At 35.0% G+C, this 21,462-nt stretch carries 18 protein-coding genes and 2 pseudogenes; 6 read left to right on the forward strand and 14 right to left on the reverse strand.

The features are described from left to right. Positions 1-52: 52 nt before the first annotated feature. The 4 genes from KGI96_RS06815 to malK all read right to left on the reverse strand — a co-directional run bounded on the left by KGI96_RS06815 (position 53) and on the right by malK (position 5,472). Positions 53-2,092 carry an alpha-amylase gene (locus KGI96_RS06815; protein ID WP_211597892.1) on the reverse strand — a complete coding sequence of 680 codons (2,040 nt, stop codon included), beginning with the start codon at positions 2,090-2,092 and terminating at the stop codon, positions 53-55. A gap of 18 nt (positions 2,093-2,110) precedes the next feature. After that, positions 2,111-2,971, reverse strand: coding sequence for a maltose operon protein MalM (gene malM / locus KGI96_RS06820; protein ID WP_211597893.1), 861 nt, complete (start codon positions 2,969-2,971; stop codon positions 2,111-2,113). Positions 2,972-3,092: 121 nt separating this feature from the next. Further along, complete coding sequence (locus tag KGI96_RS06825) at positions 3,093-4,289, reverse strand: maltoporin (protein ID WP_211597894.1); 1,197 nt, start codon at positions 4,287-4,289, stop codon at positions 3,093-3,095. Positions 4,290-4,356: 67 nt separating this feature from the next. Next, positions 4,357-5,472 (reverse strand): maltose/maltodextrin ABC transporter ATP-binding protein MalK, encoded by a 1,116-nt coding sequence (gene malK / locus KGI96_RS06830; protein ID WP_211597895.1) that lies wholly within the window; start codon positions 5,470-5,472, stop codon positions 4,357-4,359. A 330-nt stretch (positions 5,473-5,802) separates the two neighbouring features. Here malK and malE point away from each other — a divergent pair. From malE to lpxL, 5 genes and pseudogenes are all read left to right on the forward strand, one after another. After that, positions 5,803-6,986 (forward strand): annotated as a pseudogene (gene malE, locus KGI96_RS06835) (maltose/maltodextrin ABC transporter substrate-binding protein MalE). A 125-nt stretch (positions 6,987-7,111) separates the two neighbouring features. Further along, positions 7,112-8,668 carry a maltose ABC transporter permease MalF gene (gene malF, locus KGI96_RS06840; RefSeq protein WP_211597897.1) on the forward strand — a complete coding sequence of 519 codons (1,557 nt, stop codon included), beginning with the start codon at positions 7,112-7,114 and terminating at the stop codon, positions 8,666-8,668. A 12-nt stretch (positions 8,669-8,680) separates the two neighbouring features. Next, the gene (gene malG, locus KGI96_RS06845) at positions 8,681-9,571 is read left to right on the forward strand and encodes a maltose ABC transporter permease MalG (RefSeq protein WP_211597898.1); all 891 of its coding nucleotides are present in this window, start codon (positions 8,681-8,683) and stop codon (positions 9,569-9,571) included. Positions 9,572-9,581: 10 nt separating this feature from the next. Continuing rightward, on the forward strand, positions 9,582-11,597 hold the full coding sequence (gene malQ, locus KGI96_RS06850; RefSeq protein ID WP_211597899.1) for a 4-alpha-glucanotransferase: 2,016 nt from the start codon (positions 9,582-9,584) through the stop codon (positions 11,595-11,597). A gap of 189 nt (positions 11,598-11,786) precedes the next feature. Then, positions 11,787-12,731, forward strand: a complete 945-nt coding sequence (gene lpxL, locus KGI96_RS06855) for an LpxL/LpxP family Kdo(2)-lipid IV(A) lauroyl/palmitoleoyl acyltransferase (RefSeq protein WP_211597900.1) — start codon at positions 11,787-11,789, stop codon at positions 12,729-12,731. Positions 12,732-12,733: 2 nt separating this feature from the next. Here lpxL and KGI96_RS06860 read toward each other — a convergent pair whose 3' ends face one another. The 7 genes and pseudogenes from KGI96_RS06860 to lolB all read right to left on the reverse strand — a co-directional run bounded on the left by KGI96_RS06860 (position 12,734) and on the right by lolB (position 19,356). Beyond that, positions 12,734-13,870 carry an ABC transporter permease gene (locus KGI96_RS06860; RefSeq protein WP_211597901.1) on the reverse strand — a complete coding sequence of 379 codons (1,137 nt, stop codon included), beginning with the start codon at positions 13,868-13,870 and terminating at the stop codon, positions 12,734-12,736. Next, on the reverse strand, positions 13,867-14,793 hold the full coding sequence (locus tag KGI96_RS11325; protein WP_211597902.1) for an ABC transporter ATP-binding protein: 927 nt from the start codon (positions 14,791-14,793) through the stop codon (positions 13,867-13,869). Before KGI96_RS11325 ends, KGI96_RS06860 begins: the two co-directional genes overlap by 4 nt. Beyond that, on the reverse strand, positions 14,783-15,832 hold the full coding sequence (locus KGI96_RS06870) for an HlyD family secretion protein (protein ID WP_211597903.1): 1,050 nt from the start codon (positions 15,830-15,832) through the stop codon (positions 14,783-14,785). Before KGI96_RS06870 ends, KGI96_RS11325 begins: the two co-directional genes overlap by 11 nt. Positions 15,833-15,872: 40 nt before the next feature. Further along, complete coding sequence (locus KGI96_RS06875; RefSeq protein ID WP_211597904.1) at positions 15,873-16,472, reverse strand: TetR/AcrR family transcriptional regulator; 600 nt, start codon at positions 16,470-16,472, stop codon at positions 15,873-15,875. Positions 16,473-16,901: 429 nt separating this feature from the next. Beyond that, positions 16,902-17,852 carry a ribose-phosphate pyrophosphokinase gene (locus KGI96_RS06880; RefSeq protein ID WP_211597915.1) on the reverse strand — a complete coding sequence of 317 codons (951 nt, stop codon included), beginning with the start codon at positions 17,850-17,852 and terminating at the stop codon, positions 16,902-16,904. A gap of 30 nt (positions 17,853-17,882) precedes the next feature. Next, positions 17,883-18,719 (reverse strand): annotated as a pseudogene (gene ispE / locus KGI96_RS06885) (4-(cytidine 5'-diphospho)-2-C-methyl-D-erythritol kinase); the annotation flags it as partial. Position 18,720: 1 nt separating this feature from the next. Beyond that, positions 18,721-19,356: a lipoprotein insertase outer membrane protein LolB gene (gene lolB, locus KGI96_RS06890; RefSeq protein ID WP_211597916.1), complete on the reverse strand. Its 636-nt coding sequence runs from the start codon at positions 19,354-19,356 to the stop codon at positions 18,721-18,723. A 216-nt stretch (positions 19,357-19,572) separates the two neighbouring features. Here lolB and KGI96_RS06895 point away from each other — a divergent pair, with 216 nt between their 5' ends. Further along, positions 19,573-20,169 carry an opacity family porin gene (locus KGI96_RS06895; protein WP_211597905.1) on the forward strand — a complete coding sequence of 199 codons (597 nt, stop codon included), beginning with the start codon at positions 19,573-19,575 and terminating at the stop codon, positions 20,167-20,169. Between the two features lie 192 nt (positions 20,170-20,361). On the opposite strand, the gene KGI96_RS06900 is transcribed toward KGI96_RS06895, so the two are convergent. From KGI96_RS06900 to KGI96_RS06910, 3 genes are all read right to left on the reverse strand, one after another. Next, a complete protein-coding gene (locus KGI96_RS06900) occupies positions 20,362-20,871 on the reverse strand; it encodes a hypothetical protein (RefSeq protein WP_211597906.1) in 510 nt (169 codons plus the stop codon). A gap of 66 nt (positions 20,872-20,937) precedes the next feature. Beyond that, on the reverse strand, positions 20,938-21,261 hold the full coding sequence (locus tag KGI96_RS06905; protein ID WP_211597907.1) for a hypothetical protein: 324 nt from the start codon (positions 21,259-21,261) through the stop codon (positions 20,938-20,940). Next, a complete protein-coding gene (locus tag KGI96_RS06910; RefSeq protein WP_211597908.1) occupies positions 21,216-21,446 on the reverse strand; it encodes a hypothetical protein in 231 nt (76 codons plus the stop codon). Before KGI96_RS06910 ends, KGI96_RS06905 begins: the two co-directional genes overlap by 46 nt. Positions 21,447-21,462: the final 16 nt, after the last annotated feature.

Raw genomic sequence — 21,462 nt, forward strand, 5'->3', positions numbered from 1 at the left:
ATCAAACCATACAAGATAGTCAAAAATGCTATTAAAATCAAGTTTCAATTTTTTATTTACCCACCCAAACAACCATTACTTTGTCTTTATCATACTGACGACTAAATGCAAAATAATTTTGGGTTTCAAGTGTGATATTTTTTCCTTTTCCAACTGCAATATGTTTTTTTCTGAAATGAGTTAATTTTTTCCAATGGTTAAATAATGCTTGATGCTCTGGTTTGGTTAGATCTTCCCAGTTCATATCTGAGCGTGTGCCTTGCAATGGATCTGATCCTGTTGCACCAAATGGACGAGCGGTTTCATCACCATAATAAATTTGTACTGCACCCGGAGAGAGCATTAATAAACTGCCTGCTATTTTTTGTTTGTTTAAATCTTGTTTACTCGCTTTATCAAAAAACAGCTCTGTATCGTGGGAAGAAAGATAACTTAACACATTAAAATCGGTTAATTTGTTGCTCATTAATTGATAGGTTTCTCCAATATTTGCAAAACAATCTAAGGATTTTTGAGCTTCATTTTGGAAATCAAAATTGATCATCGCATCAAAACCATTTTGGTAATAATCATTTTTCATTACGCCTAAACCCCACGCTTCTCCTGTCATCCAAAAATTATTACCAAAATTTTTGTGATTTTTTTGCCATTCTTTTAAAGCTTTTGAAGAGGCATTTTTTAAGGCGAGCCACGTACTTTTTTCAACGTGTTTCGCCGTATCAACACGAAAACCATCAATACCATATTTACGTACCCAATCACTTAACCAAGTAATCAGATAATCACGTACTTTGGCATTGTCTAAATTTTTAGCATTAGTTTCTTTTTTTGCAAAAAATGCAGGTAATGTTACCGCTTGTTCCGCCTCTGTTTTCAAATCAGGTAATGAGGCAAGTGACATTTGCAGCTCATTAAATTTTGCTCCATCATAATCGCCAATATCGGAACGCACCCAAGCTTTACCCCACCAGTTTTTCCAACCGTCTTTATTGCCAAAATGAATATACTCATTAAATTTATGCCAATTTTCATTGGCTTTTGGTGTCCAATCTGTCCATTTTTTACCCAATGTTTTTTCGGCTTCTTGATCATCTAAATAAAGTTTACCAAACTTAAACTGTTGCATATCCGCCAACGTTGCATAGCCAGTATGGTTCATTACGATATCAAATAGTACACGAATACCTTTTTTATGAGCTTGATCAACAAATGCTTTTAACTCTTGCTCTGTCCCCATATTGGCATCGATTTTTGTCCAATCCAGATGATAATAACCGTGATAGCCATAGTGTGGAAAATCCCCTTGAGAGCCACCACCAACCCAACCGTGAATTTGCTCTAAGGGTGAGCTGATCCAAATGGTATTGATACCAAGTTCTGATAAATAATCTAACTTTTGGGTTAAACCTTTGAGATCGCCACCGTGAAAAGTACCAATTTCTTGCATTCCATCATTTTTACGTCCATAACTATGATCATTGGCAGTATTGCCATTATAAAAGCGATCAGTCAGTACAAAATAAACAATGGCATTATGCCAATCAAAAGTAGGTTTAATCATCGAATTAGCAGGCTCTAAAAGTAATAATCCGTTTGCATTAGGATCGGGGAACATTGTAATTTTTCCCTCTTTTACAGAGGTAACTTGTCCTGAATAGAAATCTCGTACTTTTTCACCATTTTTAAAGGTAGAGGATACATCAATAGTGATAGGTTTTTTATTCCAAACAGGACAAGTCTTGGTTATTTTTTTAGGTGCCTCAATAGGTTTGACCGTTACTTTTAATGTAGGAGTAGCCTCTTGCATATTGATAGTGGCGATATATTGCCCTTTTCTAAAAATACGCAAATTTACCTTTTTATCCTTACAAGGAACAAGGGATAAAGCGGTATTTAACTTGATATTTTTTTCAGGCTGATAGCATTTTTTATCAAAATGAAATTGTAGTGGATAATTACCTTTTTCCAAATCTGCTCTAGCTTGAGAAACAGACTTTTGCTGTTTTTCAAAATGAGGAAACAGTGTGTTTTGCCATTGTTCAGCATAGGCAATGCTCGATATAACGGCAGGTAATAATAACCATTTTTTCATTGTGCTACTCCTTGAATATTATTTCTTAGCAGCAACTTTTTTAAGGAATATTTTACGTGGTTGCGTTAATCCTAACTGTTCTGCTTCATTCACTAGGTTCATTGCTTTACTAATATCGTTATTTTTCAATGCACTAAGAACGGCATTATTAAAATATTGTTCAGTGCTGTTTTCTACTTTTTGAGTGCGTTTTGGGGTTGCTTTTTGTTGTTTCCCTACAACCGTTGCTTGTGGTTGTTTGGCTTCAAAAAGTGGACCATTTAACCCAATAAATTGGCTGGTTTGTACACCATCAATTTCAATTTTGATTTTTCCAGAATTAGTATGTTTGACTTGAAGATCATTAATTGCTGGCGGTTGATTACCTTTTGCTTTTGCATAAAGTTTGGCTGGGTGAGTAATAGTGGTTGTTTTTTCTAAATCTTGTTTTGTAGTATAGATCAATAAGTAAAGATAATCTTGATTTGCTGTTGGAGTTAAACTTAATTGTGCTGTTAATTGAGGTTCATCCAAACCACGAGCCTCAGCAAGTTTAAAGGTTGAGGCAGGATAAGTAACAGATGGATTAAAATTCGCATCAAGTACTAACATATTAGGAACAAAAATATGATCGTTATCAACCACTAAACTACTAATATTTACTTTTATTGTTCCTTGATTAGCAGGAATTTTATAGCCAATAACTGCACTATCAAAACCTGCAATAGAAGAAATAAAATGTTTAACTTGATTTGATGTAATATCAGTCACTTGTTGTTGTGATAAATTCACATTTTGCCAATTAAGATTTTGTAACTTAGTTTGATCTAACTGAGAAGGACTTGCCAATACTGACACTGCGAAGAAGGTTGAAATCAAAAGAGTAATTTTATTTTTCATAATATTTCCTATGGTTTTGTAGTATTTATACAAAATAAGCGGTTAGATCTTATCAATTTTTTGCAAAAAAATGGAAGAATGTAACCGCTTATTATTTACTTAAAGGTGTATTGTGGAAATATTACCACCACGCTTCAAATTGAACACCGTAAACAAAGTCATCGTCTTTTTTACCTGCATTATCTGATTTTGCATAGGTTCCAAATACACGAATTGCTGGTCTTGCCCAAATACTGTCACCTGCTTGCCACTGTTGAGCTAAAGTTGTTTTAAAGACGTGATTTTCCTCTTTATTTGATTGTTTTTTAACAACATCATAGCCTAATTCAAGCAATGAACTCATTGTTTTATTCCATTTATACATTGGACGAATACCTGCTGAATACCAAGTACTACCTTGTTTATTATCTAAGTCTGTTTTTTGATAAATTAAAGCATACATTGTTTCAACTTTATCACCTAGCTTAACCACACCTTGGTCAATTACACGTAACATAGATCCTTTATTATTAACACTTGCTCCTTGTGAGTGACCATTGTTCCAAGAAGTCATTGAATCTGTGGCATATTGAACAGTGAATTTGTTGAAACCACCAAAGAAATTACCTTGAGTATGCTCAGCGGTTAGCATATAACCATTTTTAGAAGCACCATCTGCAAATTTAGTACCATATTTAACGTGAGCTCTACCATAATCAATACCAAATTCTAATGAACCATTTTCATTAGTTTCAATACCCGCTAAACGCACATCAAAAATATCGTTATAAACATTTTTATCTGCACCAAGTACCGCTCCACCGTGTTCAGTATCACGAGTAACAGCAAGAGAGAGTTTACCAAAGTCTAGATCAATATTTTCAACCCCTGCACCTGGACCTGAAATATCCCAGTAATAGAAGTCGTTCATATGTACATCATGGCGTTGATAGAAACGTTTACCAGCCCATAGTGTTGCACCCGGTAAGCTATCTGCAAAGTTTTTAAATTGAACGTTAATCTCACGAAGTGCAGGTTTGGTATCTTCCCAGTCATTTTGTTGTAAAATACCACCATAGGCTACGTTTGTATCAAAATAGATACTTTTTTCACCGTCTTTGTATAATTCTTGCCCTAACTTAAATTCAGCATAGGTATCATTTTCGTTACCTAAACGGTATTTAGCACCAGCACCGTCAGCTTTAAAAGTAGTTTTTTCCCCACCCCCACTTGTCCAGCCAATACCTGAACGAGCATAACCGTGAAAATCTACCGCAAAAGCAGAACTTGACATAATCGCACCAGAAATAACCGCTGCAAGTAAAGTTTTTTTATTCATAACAGACTCCTTATGATTAAGTAAATAGAATAAAGTTTTTGTTTTTGTGATTACTATGAAAAAATACTTACACCCCAAGCTCTTTAAATAATCGCTTGCAAGCTGTACCATCTTCCTTAAATAGATGGCAACGATTTGGATCAATCCCAATAGCTATCTCATCGTCTTCTGAGACTAATACAATATCATTTTGGCGATAAACAAGGTTTTGTTTAATCGGTGGCATTTCAATATGAATTTGGGTTTCATTACCAAGCTGTTCCACCACTTTTACTTTTCCTTTAATACAAATTTCAGCTTGATCAGAAGGTAATAAATGCTCAGGGCGAAGTCCAAGTGAAAGATTATCACCCACTTTTACACCGCAACTTTCCACAGGTACCCAAAAATTAAGATGCGTAGAATCTGGTAATTCAATTTTTACTCCTCCCTCACGCACATCAATGACTTTCACAGGTAAGAAATTCATTTTTGGTGAACCAATAAACCCTGCCACAAAGCGATTAGCTGGATAATGATAAAGATCTAATGGTTTACCGACTTGTGCCACGCCTCCTGCTTTTAAAACGACAATTTTATCCGCAAGGGTCATCGCTTCAATTTGATCGTGAGTAACGTAAATCATTGTGCGGTTTAAACGTTTGTGGAGCTTTGAAATTTCGACACGCATTTGCACACGTAATGCCGCATCTAAATTAGAAAGTGGTTCATCTAACAAAAACACTTCTGGTTGAGAAACTAAGGTTCGCCCAATCGCCACACGTTGACGTTGTCCCCCTGAAAGCTCTTTTGGTTTACGTTCTAATAAGTGAGCAAGTTGCAAGATTTCAGACACTTGATTAACTCTTTTATCAATATCTGACTTACTTGCTTTCGCTAATTTCAATCCAAAAGACATATTCTCAGCCACGCTTAAATTAGGGTAAAGAGCATAAGATTGGAACACCATACCAATATTACGTTTGGCAGGTGGAATATCATTCATTCTTGTATCACCAATAAACAGATCTCCCGTTGTAATATCTTCTAAGCCTGCTATCATACGCAGTAACGTTGATTTTCCACAACCAGAAGGTCCAACGAAAACCACAAATTCGCCTTCTTTTATCTCAAGATTTACATCTTTTGAAATATGGATATCACCATAAGATTTGCTTACATTTACTAATCGAACATCAGCCATTGTATTTATCCTCTCTTTTTTATTGAAAACTAATATAATAATATTATCTAGCAAAAAAATCATACTTGGATAAAAAAAATCATAAAATATAAGCGGTCTTTTTTTGTGCAAATAAAGTGTTTTTTTGTGATATAGATCACGAAATTAGATTATTTTTTTGTGATCTCTGTCACAAATATTCGATAATAATGTAAGAAGTATGATCAAGTTCACAAAAAAAATAATAGGGGATGAGAAGGGGGGATGAGGTCTTTTAAATCTAATTATTTCATTATACTGCTCGAATTATCTTAGTTTCTTTATATATCAACAAACAAAGAGGAAAATGTTATGAGAAATTTAACAAAAACAGCCCTTGCCGTATTAGCAGGTTTATCTGTGGCACAAGGTGTGTATGCAAAAATGGTTGAAGGTCAAATCAACATTTGGATCAATGCAGACAAAGGTTACAACGGTTTAGCTGAAGTGGGTAAAAAGTTTGAAGCGGATACAGGTGTAAAAGTTGTTGTCGAGCATCCTTCTAAATTAGAAGAAGTATATCCACAAGTAGCCGCTTCTGGTGATGGTCCAGATGTGATTATTTTGCTCACGACCGTTTTGGTGGCTATGCACAAGCAGGTTTGCTTGCAGAAATTCAACCAAGTGCCGCGTTTAAAGCAAAATTATCTGATATTGGTTGGAAAGCAACAAGTTATAAAGGTAAACAAATTGCTTACCCAATCGCAGTGGAATCTTTATCTTTAATCTATAACAAAGACTTAGTGCCAACACCACCTAAAACGTGGAAAGAAGTCGTTGAGTTAGATAAAAAACTTAAAAAAGACGGTAAATCAGCGATTATGTGGAACTTAGCTGAACCTTACTTCACTTGGCCAATTATCTCTTCACAAGGTGCTTACGCATTCAAATTAACCGATAAAGGTTATGATGCAAAAGATATTGGCGTGAACAATAAAGCAGCACAAAAAGGGTTACAGTTTGTGGTTGATTTAGTGAAACAAAAAGTGATCAACAAAGATACTGACTATGCCGTTGCAGAAGCGGGCTTTAATAAAGGTCAAACAGCGTTAACAATTAATGGTCCTTGGGCTTGGGCAAATATTGAGAAAAGCGGTATCAACTATGGCGTAGCAGTATTACCTAAATTAAACGGTAAAGCAGGTAAACCATTTGTTGGCGTATTAAGTGCAGGAGTTAATGCAGCAAGTCCAAATAAAGATCTGGTTAAAGAGTTTATGGAAAACTATTTATTAACAGATAGCGGTTTAGAAACAGTAAACAAAGATGTTGCATTAGGTGCGGTAGCACTAAAAAGCTATCAAAAAGTGTTAGCCAAAGATCCACGTATTGCAGCAACAATGCAAAATGCGGAAAACGGTGAAGTGATGCCAAACATTCCTGAAATGAGCCGTTTCTGGTATTCAGAAAAAGCGGCGATTACGAATGCGGTAACAGGTCGTCAAAGTGTTAAAGCAGCACTTGATGAAGCACAAGCGAAGATCGAAAAAGAGTAATTAAAATACTCCGTAGAGACAGGGCACGCCCTGTCTAAAATTAAAATATAATAAATTAAACCGTAGGGACAGGGTATGCCCTGTCTCTACAAATCCCATCATAAGTTTATTGCTAGGACGAAAATATGCTTACTTCCATTGAAACACCACCAACAAATCTTCAAATTTGGGGAAAACGCCTCTGCATTGGTTTGCTTTATTTATTAGCCTTTTATCTTGTTTTTACCATTTATTTACAAGGTGAGATTATATTTGCACTGCTTGTGTTGGTTGTTTTAACCTCTGGTATTTATGTGTTCAGTAATGGCAGAGCATATCGTTGGCGTTATCTTTATCCGGGTGTATCCGCAATTGGAATTTTTATTGTTTTTCCGTTATTGATGACAGTCATTATTGCATTTACTAATTATAGTGGTGCAAATAGATTGAGCTTTGAACAAGTTGTATCACAATTACAATCACAAAAATTTGCTTTTGGAGAGCGTTTTAATTTTAAACTATTCGCAGTCGAAAACAATCAATATCAACTTATACTTAACAATACAAAATTACAAAAAAATTATCTTTCTGCACCAATTGATTTAGCAAAATTACCAAAAGAATTATCCGTCAATGAAGTGGCACAATTACCAGAAGGTAAAGTTGCACCATTAAAAGTTATCATAAAAAATCGTACTCATTTACAAGCGGTTAATGTTGTACTACCATCAAATGAAAGCTTAACAATGAGTTCATTACGTCAATTTACGGAACAGAAGAAGCGGTACGATTTTGATCAAAATTCGCAAATTTTAATCAATAATGAAACAGGCGAAAAATATAAAGCAAATAATGAAATTGGTTTCTTTCAAAAAATTGATGAACAAGGGCAGTTTGTTGAACAGCGTTTAGAACCGGGTTATATCGTTGCGGCAGGTTGGAGTAATTACATTAAAATTTTAACGGATAAAGGCGTACAAGAACCTTTTGTTAAAATCTTTATTTTGACAGTGATTTTTGCTTTCTTAACTGTTATTTTTACTGTATTTTTAGGAATGATTTTTGCCTCACTGGTGCAGTGGGAGCCTCTGAAAGGTAAAGCCGTTTATCGCTTATTGCTAATTTTACCTTATGCCGTACCAGGTTTTATTTCCATTCTGGTATTTAAAGGATTGTTCAACCAAAGTTTTGGGGAAATAAACTTAATTCTTAACCAATTATTTGGTATTCGCCCTGAATGGTTTAATGATCCAACTTTAGCCAAATCAATGCTATTAATTGTAAATACGTGGTTGGGTTACCCTTATATGATGATTGTTTGTATGGGCTTACTCAAAGCCATTCCAAATGATTTGTATGAAGCCTCTGCCATTGACGGTGCGACAATGTGGCAAAATTTTACCAAAATCACAATGCCAATGTTATTAAAACCACTGATGCCATTGATGATTGCCAGTTTTGCGTTTAACTTTAATAACTTTGTATTAATTCAATTATTAACCTTAGGCGGTCCAAATATGGTTGGCACAACCACCCCAGCAGGGCATACTGATTTACTTGTAAGTTATACTTACCGTATCGCCTTTGAAGGTAGCGGATCACAAGACTTTGGTTTAGCAGCGGCAATTGCAGTGATTATCTTCTTACTGGTCAGTATTCTTGCCTTATTCCAAATTCGTTTAACCAAATTACAGCAAGATTAGGAGGAAGATAAAATGGCAATGGTTCAAGAAAAATCCATAAAAGTACGTTTATTTTCAACACACTTATTTTTAATTTTATTTTGTGCATTAATTTTGTTCCCAATGTTGATGATTATCGGCATTTCATTAAGACCGGGTAATTTAGCACTAGGAGAAATTATTCCTAGTACGATCTCTTTTGAGCATTGGAAGTTAGCATTGGGACTTCCTGTGACACACGCTGATGGAACAGTCACACCACCTCCTTTTCCTGTTTTATTATGGTTATGGAACTCTGTAAAAGTGGCGACAGTGACCGCTGTTCTAACATTAATTTTTTCCACAACATCAGCTTATGCTTTCGCACGTTTAAAATTTGCAGGAAAAGGCGTATTGTTACAAGGAATGTTAATTTTTCAAATGTTCCCTGCGGTACTCTCATTAGTCGCATTATATGCGTTATTTGACCGTTTAAGTGATTACATTCCATTCTTAGGATTGAATACGCACGGTGGCGTAATTTTTGCTTATTTAGGTGGAATTGCAATGCACGTTTGGACAATTAAGGGATATTTTGAAACCATTGATGTTTCTTTAGAAGAAGCGGCAGCCTTAGATGGTGCAACCCCTTGGCAGACTTTCCGCTTAATTTTATTGCCATTATCAGTCCCTATTTTAGCGGTGGTCTTTATTTTATCTTTTATTTCTTCTATTATTGAAGTACCCGTTGCCTCGTTACTATTACGAGATGTGGACAATTATACTTTAGCGGTGGGTATGCAACAGTATTTAAACCCACAAAATTATTTATGGGGCGATTTTGCCGCTGCTGCTATTCTTTCTGCTATTCCAATTACCTTAGTCTTTATTTTGGCACAACGTTGGTTAGTGGGTGGTTTAACATCTGGTGGTGTAAAAGGTTAGGAGAATAAAAATGATAAAACAACACCCATATATTTACCCTTATTTTATTGATGAAAAAGGAGAGCGTAGTTATTCAAGTCCAGAGGTATATCAACGCATTGCCAACTTGTTGGGCGAGCCGCAATCTCAGCGAGCCATACCTTTTGTAAAAGTCGTCAAACAAAATCAAGCGGTCACTTTTGATCTTAATTTTACTAAAAATGAAAAAGTGGACGACTATTGGCAGCTGACATTAGAAAATGGTGAAACACGTTCAGGCTATATTTTTAATTATTCAGTCAATTTGCCGAGAAATCTTCCATTGGGCTATCACATTTTAACTATTAAAGCGGAAAAACAGACCTTTGAATGCCAGATTATCGTTACCCCAGAAAAAGCGTTTCAACCAGTTGAATTGCAACAGGGTAAAAAACTATGGGGATCGATTTTACAGCTTTATACTTTACGCTCAAAAGAGAACTGGGGAATCGGTGATTTTGGGGATCTACAACAATTTTTAACGAAAATTGCACAGCAAGGTGGCGATTTTGTGGGGTTAAATCCTATTCATTCTTTATTCCCTGCAAACCCTGAAAGTGCCAGTCCTTATAGTCCTTCTTCTCGTTTATGGCAAAATATTATCTATATTGACGTAAACAAAGTGACCGCTTTTCAACAATGTAAAAAAGCACAAAGTTGGTTTAATTCACAAGAAATTCAGCAACAACTGACAGATGTCAGAAATGCCGATTATGTGGATTACACAAAAGTTATACAGCTAAAATTACAAGGCTTAAAACTCGCTTTTGAAACTTTTAAAACCCAAAATCAAGCTGATTTTGAAGGCTTTATTCAACAAAATGGCGAAAATTTTCTTATTCAAGCGACCTTTGATGCACTTCATCAATACCGTTGTGAACAATTAGAAAATCAATGGGGCTGGGATTCTTGGGACAGCGAATATCACGATTATCATTCCCCAGCGGTTGCAAAATTTAAGCAAGAACACAGCGATTTAGTACGTTTTTATATGTGGCTACAATTTATCGCCCAACAGCAATTAGCTGAGTGCGATAAATTAGCGAAAAAATTAAAAATGCCGATAGGTTTTTACCGTGATTTAGCGGTGGGCGTTTCAGCCAATGGTGCAGAAACGTGGGCAGATAAAGCACTTTATGTATTAGATGCCTCTGTTGGTGCACCGCCTGATATTATGGCACCACAAGGACAAAATTGGGGATTATCACCAATGCACCCAGATGTGCTACAACAACGTGGTTATCAGCCTTTTATTGATTTATTGCGTGCCAATATGCAACATTGTGGCGCGTTGCGAATTGACCATATTTTAGGTTTTGCACGTTTATGGTGGGCAACCAAAGGCGTACCAGCCAAAGATGGGGCTTATGTACGTTACCCACTAGATGATTTACTCGCTATTTTAGCCCTTGAAAGTCAGCGTCATCAATGCTTAATTATTGCGGAAGCATTAGGGATTGTACCTGATGGAATGCTTGAAGCCTTAGAACAAAAAGGCATTTTGGCGTATAACATTTTCTATTTTGAATTTGATGAAAACGGTAGCAAGCGATTACAAGATTACCCTTATCAAGCAATGACCACGTTAAGTACCCACGATTTAGCAACAGTTAAAGGGTATTGGCAAGATTACGATTTTGAATTAGGCGAAAAATTTGGGATCTATCCGAATGAAGATCTACTTAAACAACTAAGAAAAGATCGTGTAGTTGCGAAGCAAAAAATCCGTCACGCTGTAGAAACAAGCGGTCACATTTTAGAAGAAACTTGCAAAAATGTGAGCCAAAATTTCACACATCAATTACAACATTATGTGGCGAATACCAACAGTGCGTTATTTGGTACACAACCTGAAGATTGGTTGAATATGCTTGAACCAGTGAATATTCCAGGGACGAGTGATGAATACCCAAACTGGCGTCGGAAATTGAGTAGAACGGTAGATGAAATTTTTGCTGATGAAAAGGTAATTTCTCTGTTAAATAGAATAGATAGTACTCGTCAATAATAGGGTGAGATTGTATGTAGGGACAAGACAAGGTATGCCTTGTCTTTACGATATATTTATAAATTCAATGCTTCACGTAGAGACAGAATATGCACTGTCTTGTTTGCAATATATTTATGCATACAATTTATTACAATAATGACAAAATTCAGGTAAAATTGAGGAAATTTTATTTAATAAATAATAAAAATGGCAAATAAAACACAGTTTCCTCCTTTTCAAATGCAATTTTTACACCCCAAATATTGGGGACTATGGCTTGGATTAGTTTTTTTTCACCTAATCTTATTGCTTCCTTATCCTATTTTGCTAAAAATCGGTAAAGGACTAAGTGCTATTTTCAAAATTGCAAAATTCGGAAAATATCGTACCGCTATTGCAAAACGTAACCTTGAACCTTGCTTTCCTAATTATTCAAAACAAGAAATCGAACAGCTTGTTGAAAAAAATATTGAATCTGTCGGAATGGCTATCATTGAAACAGGAATGGCGTGGTTTTGGTCGGATAAACGAATTCTAAAATGGTCAAAATTTGAAGGAATAGAACACCTTAAACAAGCTGAAAAAGATCAAAAAGGGATTATTTTAGTTGGCGTACATTTTTTAACCTTAGAGTTAGGAGCAAGAATTATGGGATTACACCATCAAGGTATTGGTGTTTATCGCCCTAATGATAATCCTTTGCTTGATTGGATTCAATTTCGTGGACGAGTGCGTTCTAATAAAGCAATGTTAAACCGCAATGACTTACGAGGAATGATTAAAGCACTGCGTCAAGGAGAGATGATTTGGTATGCACCTGATCACGACTATGGTAGCAAGTCTAGTGTATTTGTTCCTTTCTTCAACGTAAAAAAAACAGCAACAACGACTGGTACGAGAATGTTACTACGTTCTGCTCCCAACGCTGTTGTTATTCCATTTTCACCTATTCGTAACACTGATGGAACAGGTTATACATTAACGGTCAGCCCCCCTGTCGATTTCAGTCACTGTACAGATGATATTGACACCGCTACCTTAATGAATAAAGTGGTAGAAAAAGAAATAATGAATGCTCCTGAACAGTATATGTGGCTACATAGACGCTTTAAAACTCGTCCAAATGAAGATGACCCAAGTTTGTATGATTAAAATTAGTTTAATGTTCTTTTGTAGCGTAACATCGCAATTGAAATAGAGAATAACCAAAATACTAAAATTGCACCAAATTCTGCTATTAACATCTGCCAACTGGCATCTTTTAGCATTACCCCACGAATAATCCGTAAAAAATGGGTAAGGGGTAAGACTTCTCCTAAATACTGTGCCCAAATTGGCATACCACGAAAAGTAAACATAAAACCTGATAACATTATTGAGGGCAGAAAGAAAAAGAACGTCATTTGTAGTGCTTGTAACTGCGAAGTGGCAATAGTACTAAAAGTAAATCCTAATGTCAGATTAGTAAATAAGAACAGTAATAATCCAGCAATTAAAACAGTTGTATCGCCAATAAAAGGTACATTAAATAGCCACAGAGCAGCACCAATAATCATTAGTGATTGCAATAAACCCACCATAATATATGGAATGACTTTTCCGATCATTACTTCAAATGGGCGAACAGGCATTGCAAGTAAATTTTCCATCGTGCCACGCTCTCGTTCACGTGTCATCGTAATAGCCGTGATCATAATACCTGTCATTGTAATAATAACTCCTAACAACCCCGGAACAACATTAAATCGAGTTTCAAGCTGTGAATTAAAAACATTGTGAACCACAATATTAACAGGTGAAACCGTTGGGGGAATTTGTCGAGGATCATTCATAAAAGGTTGAAGTGCATAAGTAATCATTCCTGAAAAATACGCACCTACACCACTTGTAGCAGGATCACTGGCATCAATTTCAAGTAATAAAGAAGGTCGCTCACCACGAACAACTGCTTGAGAAAACCCTGCTGGAATGGAGAGAACATAATTAACTTTACCTGCTTGCAACAAAGCCGTTGTTTTCGAGGCATTTGGCTCTTCGATAACTAAATCAAAATAATCCGAGTGCGTCATAGTCGCAATAATACTTCGAGTAATATCAGTATGTTCCTCACTATGTACCGCAAGTGGTAAATTTTTTGGTTGTAAATTAACCGCATAGCCAAACAAAATCAGTTGGATAACTGGAATCCCAATTAACATACCAAAAGTTAGACGATCACGACGCATTTGTTGCCACTCTTTATACACCATCGCACCAATACGAGCCAATACAGAACGGAAAGAGTTTTTCATCGCTTATCCCCTCCACTGTCTAATTCTAAACTAATAAAAGCATCATCAAGTGTAGGCGTTTCAGACTCCCATTCAAGGTGATGATAAAGACGGTGTAATGTTGTATCAAGCAGATGAGGATCACGGTTTACTACGTGTAATCTACCACCATAAAACGTTGCCCTTTCAATATTAGGATCTGCTTGCAGTATAGGTAAATACTGCCTAACATCATCACCCAAACGACTATGTCGTGCTTGTAAACCTGAACGATAAATAATTTCATCAACTCGTCCTTGTACCAGTAGCTGACCATAAGCTAAATAAACAATATGATCACAGCGTTCTGCTTCGTCCATATAATGTGTGGAGACTAAAACAGTAATGCCTTGTAATTGAGAAAAATCGTGGATCATTGCCCAAAACTCTTGTCTTGCTCGTGGATCTACACCAGCAGTTGGTTCATCTAGTAGCAGAAGCTGTGGTCTATGGAGGGTTACTGCTGCCAATGCCAGTCTTTGCTTCCAACCTCCTGATAATGCTGCAGCAAGTTCGTGTTGGCGTAGTGTTAGTCCAAAGGTTTCCATTTGTTCTGCAACTAACTGACGAGCTTTAGGTAAATTATAAAGCTGAGCAACAAACATTAAATTCTCTCGTACCGTTAAATCCTGCCAAAAGCTAAAATGTTGTGTCATATAACCAGTACGACGCTTAATTTCCCTTGATTGCTGACGAAAATTAAACCCCAAACATTGCCCCTCTCCCTTATCTGCCTGTAGCAAACCACACAATAAACGAATACAAGTTGTTTTACCTGAACCATTAGGACCTAAAAATCCCCAAACACTGCCTTTAGGTTGAGCAATAGAGATATTATCTACAGCAACTTTACCATTAAATGATTTACATAAACCTGTTACATCAATTGCAAAATCAGACATCATAAACACTCACTGGTAATCCTACAGGTAAACTTTCTTCATCATTATCAAAATATGCCACCACACGAAATACTAACTTGGTACGAGTATCTTCACTGTAAATCACAGGAGGTGTAAAACTCGCTCTATCATCTATTTCACGAATAGTCGCCATTCGTGGCGAAGCACCATCAGCACTCACCATAACTTTATCATTAATTTTCCAATGGCTGATTTCCTCTTCTGACACATAAAAGACTACTTTTCGAGCATTTGTGGGTAACAGTTTTATGACAACTTGACCTGCTTGTACCCATTCACCTGTATGACGATAAATTGCACTAATCTCACCTTCTATGCGACTATAAACTTTACGCCGTGCTTGTGCTATTTTAGCCTGTGCTAGCCTCGCCTGTGCTAATGCTAATTGTGATTGTCCACTCATTAATGCCCCATCACGTGCAGAAAGCCGAGCAAGTGCAATGTCCGCATCAATAACGTCAATCTGTTTCTTAAGCTCATCAACTTTTATTTGTGAATGTTGTGCTTCAATCAAAGAAATCGATTTTTGTGCCACTAACTTTTTGTTACGCTTAGCATCAATAATAGCTTGAGTAAGTTTAGTTTGTAATACATCACGTTGAGCATTAAGTTTAGCGATAACTTCATCACGTTTACCACTTTTTAAATCCATTAATTGCCCTTTTGCAGTATTAACCTGTGCCTGTGCTTTATCCACATCTAACTGCTGTAATTCATCTTCTATAACAAAAGCAAGCTCTTTCGCTGATAAGTGTTCCCCCACACGATGAGGTATTACTTCTAACCAACCTGAACTAGGTGCAGCAATAAATCGATAATCCCCTTCGATATAACCAGTATAATAATGAGCAGTATTTTTGCTAGTTTCACTAAGGTTTGTTGATGATGGGGAAGTTGCTTGAGAGAATGGTGCTATTAATATAAGAGAAATTATACCTAATACAAAAATAAAGGCTAAACTCCATAATGAGCCAGACCATATCCCATATTGATAACTATTCTTTCTATTATCATTAAACATAGAGTTCCTCCATTTTATGGGTATATTTAAGTAAAATAGTTTAATTTTTTGCCTGCAACAAATTTTCAATCATCTTAAATTGAGTCATAAACAAGTGCCGTAATGCTTCTTTATCATTTGGTTGATCAGCAAAAAATATTTCCTGCGATAAAATACTAAAAACATAAGGAGCCATTATTAATTTAAACAAGCATTGTGCCTGCTCATCATTTCCCAATTTTTGACTCCAAGCGATCTGCCAAGGTTTAATCACAGATTTACGGTAAAACATAACCATTTCAGGAAAAATTGCTGATTCACTGATTAAAATACGCAATAATTTTGGTAAAGGTGTTTCAGTAATTAGAATCACCATTTCATCCGCCATTTGTTCAAACACATCTGATAACGTTTGTGCTTCTTGAAGTTTTATTACCCAATCTTGCATTTTTTCACCAATTTGTTGAGTAATCAGCTTACGAAACAATGCTTCTTTATTATCAAAATAGAGATAAATAGTGCCTTTGGAAATACCTACAACAGTAGCAATGTCTTCCATCTTAGTTGCTTGAAAACCTTTATTAGCAAATAGAGTAAGGGCTGCATCTAAGATGGTTTGCTCTCTAAAAATTTTTCCAGCTTCATTATTTGCTCTTTTCATTACTTACCCTATATCAAAACCATTACTAACTGACTGGTTAGTAATTTAAATAAAACTATTAATATTGTCAATCCATTTACAGTGTTTTATTATCAATTTGTAAATTTTTAGTCTGATGTGACCGCTATATTTTATGTCTAATGATGTTTTGTGGACGTTTCTATATTGAGCAGTGGGAGGATACTTTCTATAAGCTTTTGATTTATAATAAATAATTGCAGGATCAGCATTAGCAAACGTTAGTTTGCGTATATCTGACCGCAACGTACAGGGTGTGAATATTGTCGTAAAATTAAATGCCCCATCAATTTATTTACAGCGTTTTATTATCAATTTGCAAATTATTGGTTTGATATGACCGCTATATTGGGACATATTATGGATTTTTTCCTATAAAAAACCCAATGTTTCCATCGGGTCTTATAACAATTAAGCACCAAACATTGCTGAAATTGACTCTTCATTGCTAATACGACGAATCGCTTCTGCCAACATTCCTGATAAAGTTAATTGTCTTACTTTACCTAATGCAAGGATTTCTGGTGTTAAACCAATAGTATCCGTCACCACAATTTCATCTAATGCAGGATTACTTAAATTCTTAACTGCATTACCAGATAGGACAGGGTGTGTTGCATAAGCAAATACTCGTCTTGCACCACGTTCTTTTAAGGCTTCCGCCGCTTTACCTAATGTGCCACCAGTATCAATCATATCATCAACCAAAATACAATCACGATCGTTAACATCACCAATAATGTGCATTACTTGTGCGACATTTGCTTTTGGACGACGCTTATCAATAATCGCCATATCAGTATCGTTTAACAGTTTTGCTACTGCTCTTGCTCGTACTACACCACCAATATCAGGGGAGACGACAATTGGATTAACTAAATCACTTTTCTTTAAAATGTCATCAATTAATACTGGTGAACCAAATACGTTATCAACAGGCACATCAAAGAAACCTTGAATTTGCTCTGCGTGTAGGTCACAAGTTAACACTCGATCGACGCCTACACTTGAAAGAAAGTCTGCCACTACTTTTGCGGTAATTGGAACACGCGCTGAGCGTACGCGACGATCTTGTCTTGCATAACCAAAATAAGGGATAACTGCGGTAATACGACCTGCAGATGCACGGCGAAGGGCATCAATCATTACCACTAATTCCATTAAATTATCATTAGTTGGTGCACAAGTGGATTGAATGATAAAGATATCTCCACCTCGGACATTTTCATTAATTTGTACTTGAATTTCACCATCACTGAAACGGCTAACCGTTGCATTTCCTAGCGAAGTATAAAGACGGTTTGCAATTCGGTTTGCAAGTTCAGGAACCGCATTCCCTGCGAAAATTTGAAGATCGGACATTGTGTAAGAACCTCTAGTAGTTAAAAAAAATAAATTCAGTTTTTGATGCAAAGGAGAGATGTTTTTCCCTCTTGCAATAAAGCCAGTCACTCCTTCTGGCTTTGATAAAAAGACTTTCTCTGCTGCTTCCTTTGTATCAAATTCAGAAAAAATACAAGCACCTGTACCTGTAAGCCTAGTCGGGGCATATTGTACCAACCAGTTAATAAGATATTCAACCTCTGAATAGTGATCTTTAACAACTTTTTCGCAATCGTTTTCCCATTTTTTTATTAATAATTGATCTAACGTAAATTTTGGGGTATTTCTTGGAAGATTAGGATTACTAAAAATTGTTTTAGTCGAAATGTGTACATCTGGTTTTAAAACTAAATACCACTTTTGTTGGGGTTCACAAAAAGTTAATCGCTCCCCCACTCCTTCAGCCAAAGCTGCTCGCCCTTGTACAAAAATTGGCACATCAGCTCCTAAAATCAAACCTAAATCCGCTAATTCTTGTAATGAAAGTCCTAATTTCCATAAATAGTTTAAACCCACTAAGACTGTTGCTGCATTGGATGAGCCTCCCCCCAATCCTCCCCCCATTGGTAACCTTTTAGTAACAGTCATTTTTGCACCCAATTTAGGATTAGTGTAAGCGGGATGATTTTGTAATAATTTTGCCGCTTTATAAATTAAATTTTGCTCAGTAGGGACACTTTCAATTTCATTTAATAATTCAATTTTACTTTCTTGAGTCACTTCAATTTCAATTTCATCGCCAAAATCTAAAAACTGAAAAAGGGTTTGTAGCTCGTGATAACCATCAGGTCGTTGACCATTAATATATAAAAATAAATTTAGCTTGGCGGGGCTTGGTAAAATCATCTTAATATTTCCAGTTATCTATGCGAATTTTTAAGGTTTGTTGACTGTTTTGTAGAATGATTAATTTAGGTAAATTCGGTTGTTTATCTTCGTGATATGCCACATAACTCACTTGCCAACGTTGCCCATTCAACGCATAGTTAAATTGAGATAACTGACGTTTTTCATTCACAATATAATCAGAAGTGGCACTTGGCAAGCCTTTTAACCAATCACCAAATTGTTCAATGGGAAAACTAAATCCTACCATATTTTTAATAAGTTGATTTGTATCCTTGCCTGTTCGTGTTCGACCTTTATTATCTGAAATTGTCAGACCTTGTGGGTGACGATTGAGAGTGAGAGATTGACTGGATAAACTTGAAGAAAGAATAAAATTAAAATGTTGAGGATCTTGATATTTCCAATTAAATAAAGAAGAAAAACGTTCTTTCGGCTGTGTTGAAATATACCCAAATTGTCCTTTGGTTTGGTATGATTTTATTTTTTTAAGTTGAGTTAGTTGTGCCTTCCATTGAGAATCGGAATGTGAAATTGTGACTTTATTTTTAACCTGCGTAGGCGCATCTAATATTGATGTACAAGCAGAAATAATCCAAATACTACTAATTAAACTTAACTTTAAAATTGATTGAATATTCATTATTTTTCTAAACAAATGAGAATAACTATAATAATAACAGATTTTTATTTAAAGATCAGCGGTAACATTTTTATAAAATTATGCAAAATACAACGTTCTATCAACCATACGCTGAATTATTATGCTAAATAGCAAAAATTATTGTTGTATGATTAAGATTACTTCTGCATAATGCCTCCGCTTTTAAATTTTAACTAATGGAGTAAACAAATGAAAAAAGCATTTTTAATTACAGCGTTATCTTTGGGTCTAACTACGTCAGTAATTGCACAACAAGGAATTTATGTGCAAGGTGATTTAGGTTATTCATCAATCAAAATAAAGTCTGAAAATCACAAAGAAAAATCAAAAGGTTTATCACCACGCCTTAGTCTTGGTTATAACTTTGGTGATGTTCGTGTAGCGTTAGACTATACACATTACAAAAATAAAACAATCTCTGAAAAATTAAATAATAATAGAATGGATAAATTTACTCAGAAATTTAATAGTTTTGGTGTATCTGCTATCTATGACTTTTCTCTTGATCTACCAGTAACACCTTATATCGGTGCAAGAATTTCATCAAATCATTGGAAATTTATTTCTAAAGAGAGCAATACACGTAACCAAAATATCAATACTCACAAATATAGTAAATCGAAAGTTGGTTTAGGTCTTTTAGTTGGTACAAGTTACAACTTAATGCCAAATTTAGATCTTGATGTAGGTTATCATTACAACTATTGGGGTAAATTTAAAATAGATAATAGTAAGGTAAAAATTAATAGCCACGAGTTTTCAACAGGTTTACGCTATACTTTCTAATTTTAGTTATTATTACTAATCTAATATTATCGTCATCATATATGGGAATATTAAATTTAATATTTCCATAAATATATGTTGTCAAATAGAGCCATATCCTGCTTCCATAATACGTCAATGGGTTTAATAATTGATAAAATATAGCGGTTACATTCAGTTCGAAATTTACCATTTTTATACTCTTAAGTCTCTTTATTTAGTCTTAGAATAAATAACCACAACGGGATCATTATATTCAAAACTAACACCATAATTTCTTTTTTGATAAGTAAAATATAAATCTACTCTTTCTTTGTCCTTTTTAGACATTTTTATTGCTTGAGATAAGATCTCCAAAAGTTGCCTACTCACATCATCATTTATTGGCTTTCCTTGTACTGATGAAGCTAATATAACTAATGGAGATAAATCAGTTTCAATTCTCTTTCCATCATTAATAAATAATGTAGATAAAACAGTGGTTATATTATCTTTATCATCAAATTTTAATCCCACAAAAAAGTCATCATTAAATTTATACAACCCCTCTTTTTCTTTACGGATTATAGACTTTGGAAGTTGGTAATAATTTATTTGTTTAGCTTTAAACTCTTCATTAACAATTTTCCTATATTCACTATATCCTAAATTATTTACTCTATCTTCTGCTATAGATAACACAGGAAAAAGTAATACAAAAAAAGCAATTAATTTAATTTTCATTTTAAATCCTTCTTAAATATAGAATTATTTTTTACGGTTTAAAGACTGAATAAGCATAAACTACACTTATTCTACAAACAGCTCTTTTTTCTTAATATCAAAAACTTCTTCTACTTTTTTAAGACAATATCCTGTCAGTGGCTTCATTTCTTCATAACTAGAACATACAACTAAATAATCATTAGCTTTATTTAGAGTCTGACCGATAAAAGCAGATTTATAAACTGTAATCATTCCCTCTTCATTTTTTAAATAAAAATCTGTCTTTGCATACAAAAATACAAACTTCCGATTTCTAACTTTCACTATATTCCCAGAATAACCTCCCCCTATTTTAGTTTTATCTATTTCATACAAATTACTAATATCAATAAGATTTGTTTTTGCCAAAAACTTAGCCTCTGAATGTGCCTTTTTTTATTATACTCTTCTTTTGGTATATTCTTATCATTTGTAAAAGATATTACACGAACTCCATCAATAGTCTCATCAGTTAATTTTTTTATCACTGCTTGTACACTATTACCAATAGTAGTAAATAATGCGAGCAATAAAATTATTTGTGTTTTCTTCATTTCTCTAATCTCCTAA

The organism is Phocoenobacter atlanticus subsp. cyclopteri (genome assembly GCF_018343795.1).
GTDB lineage: Bacteria > Pseudomonadota > Gammaproteobacteria > Enterobacterales > Pasteurellaceae > Phocoenobacter > Phocoenobacter atlanticus.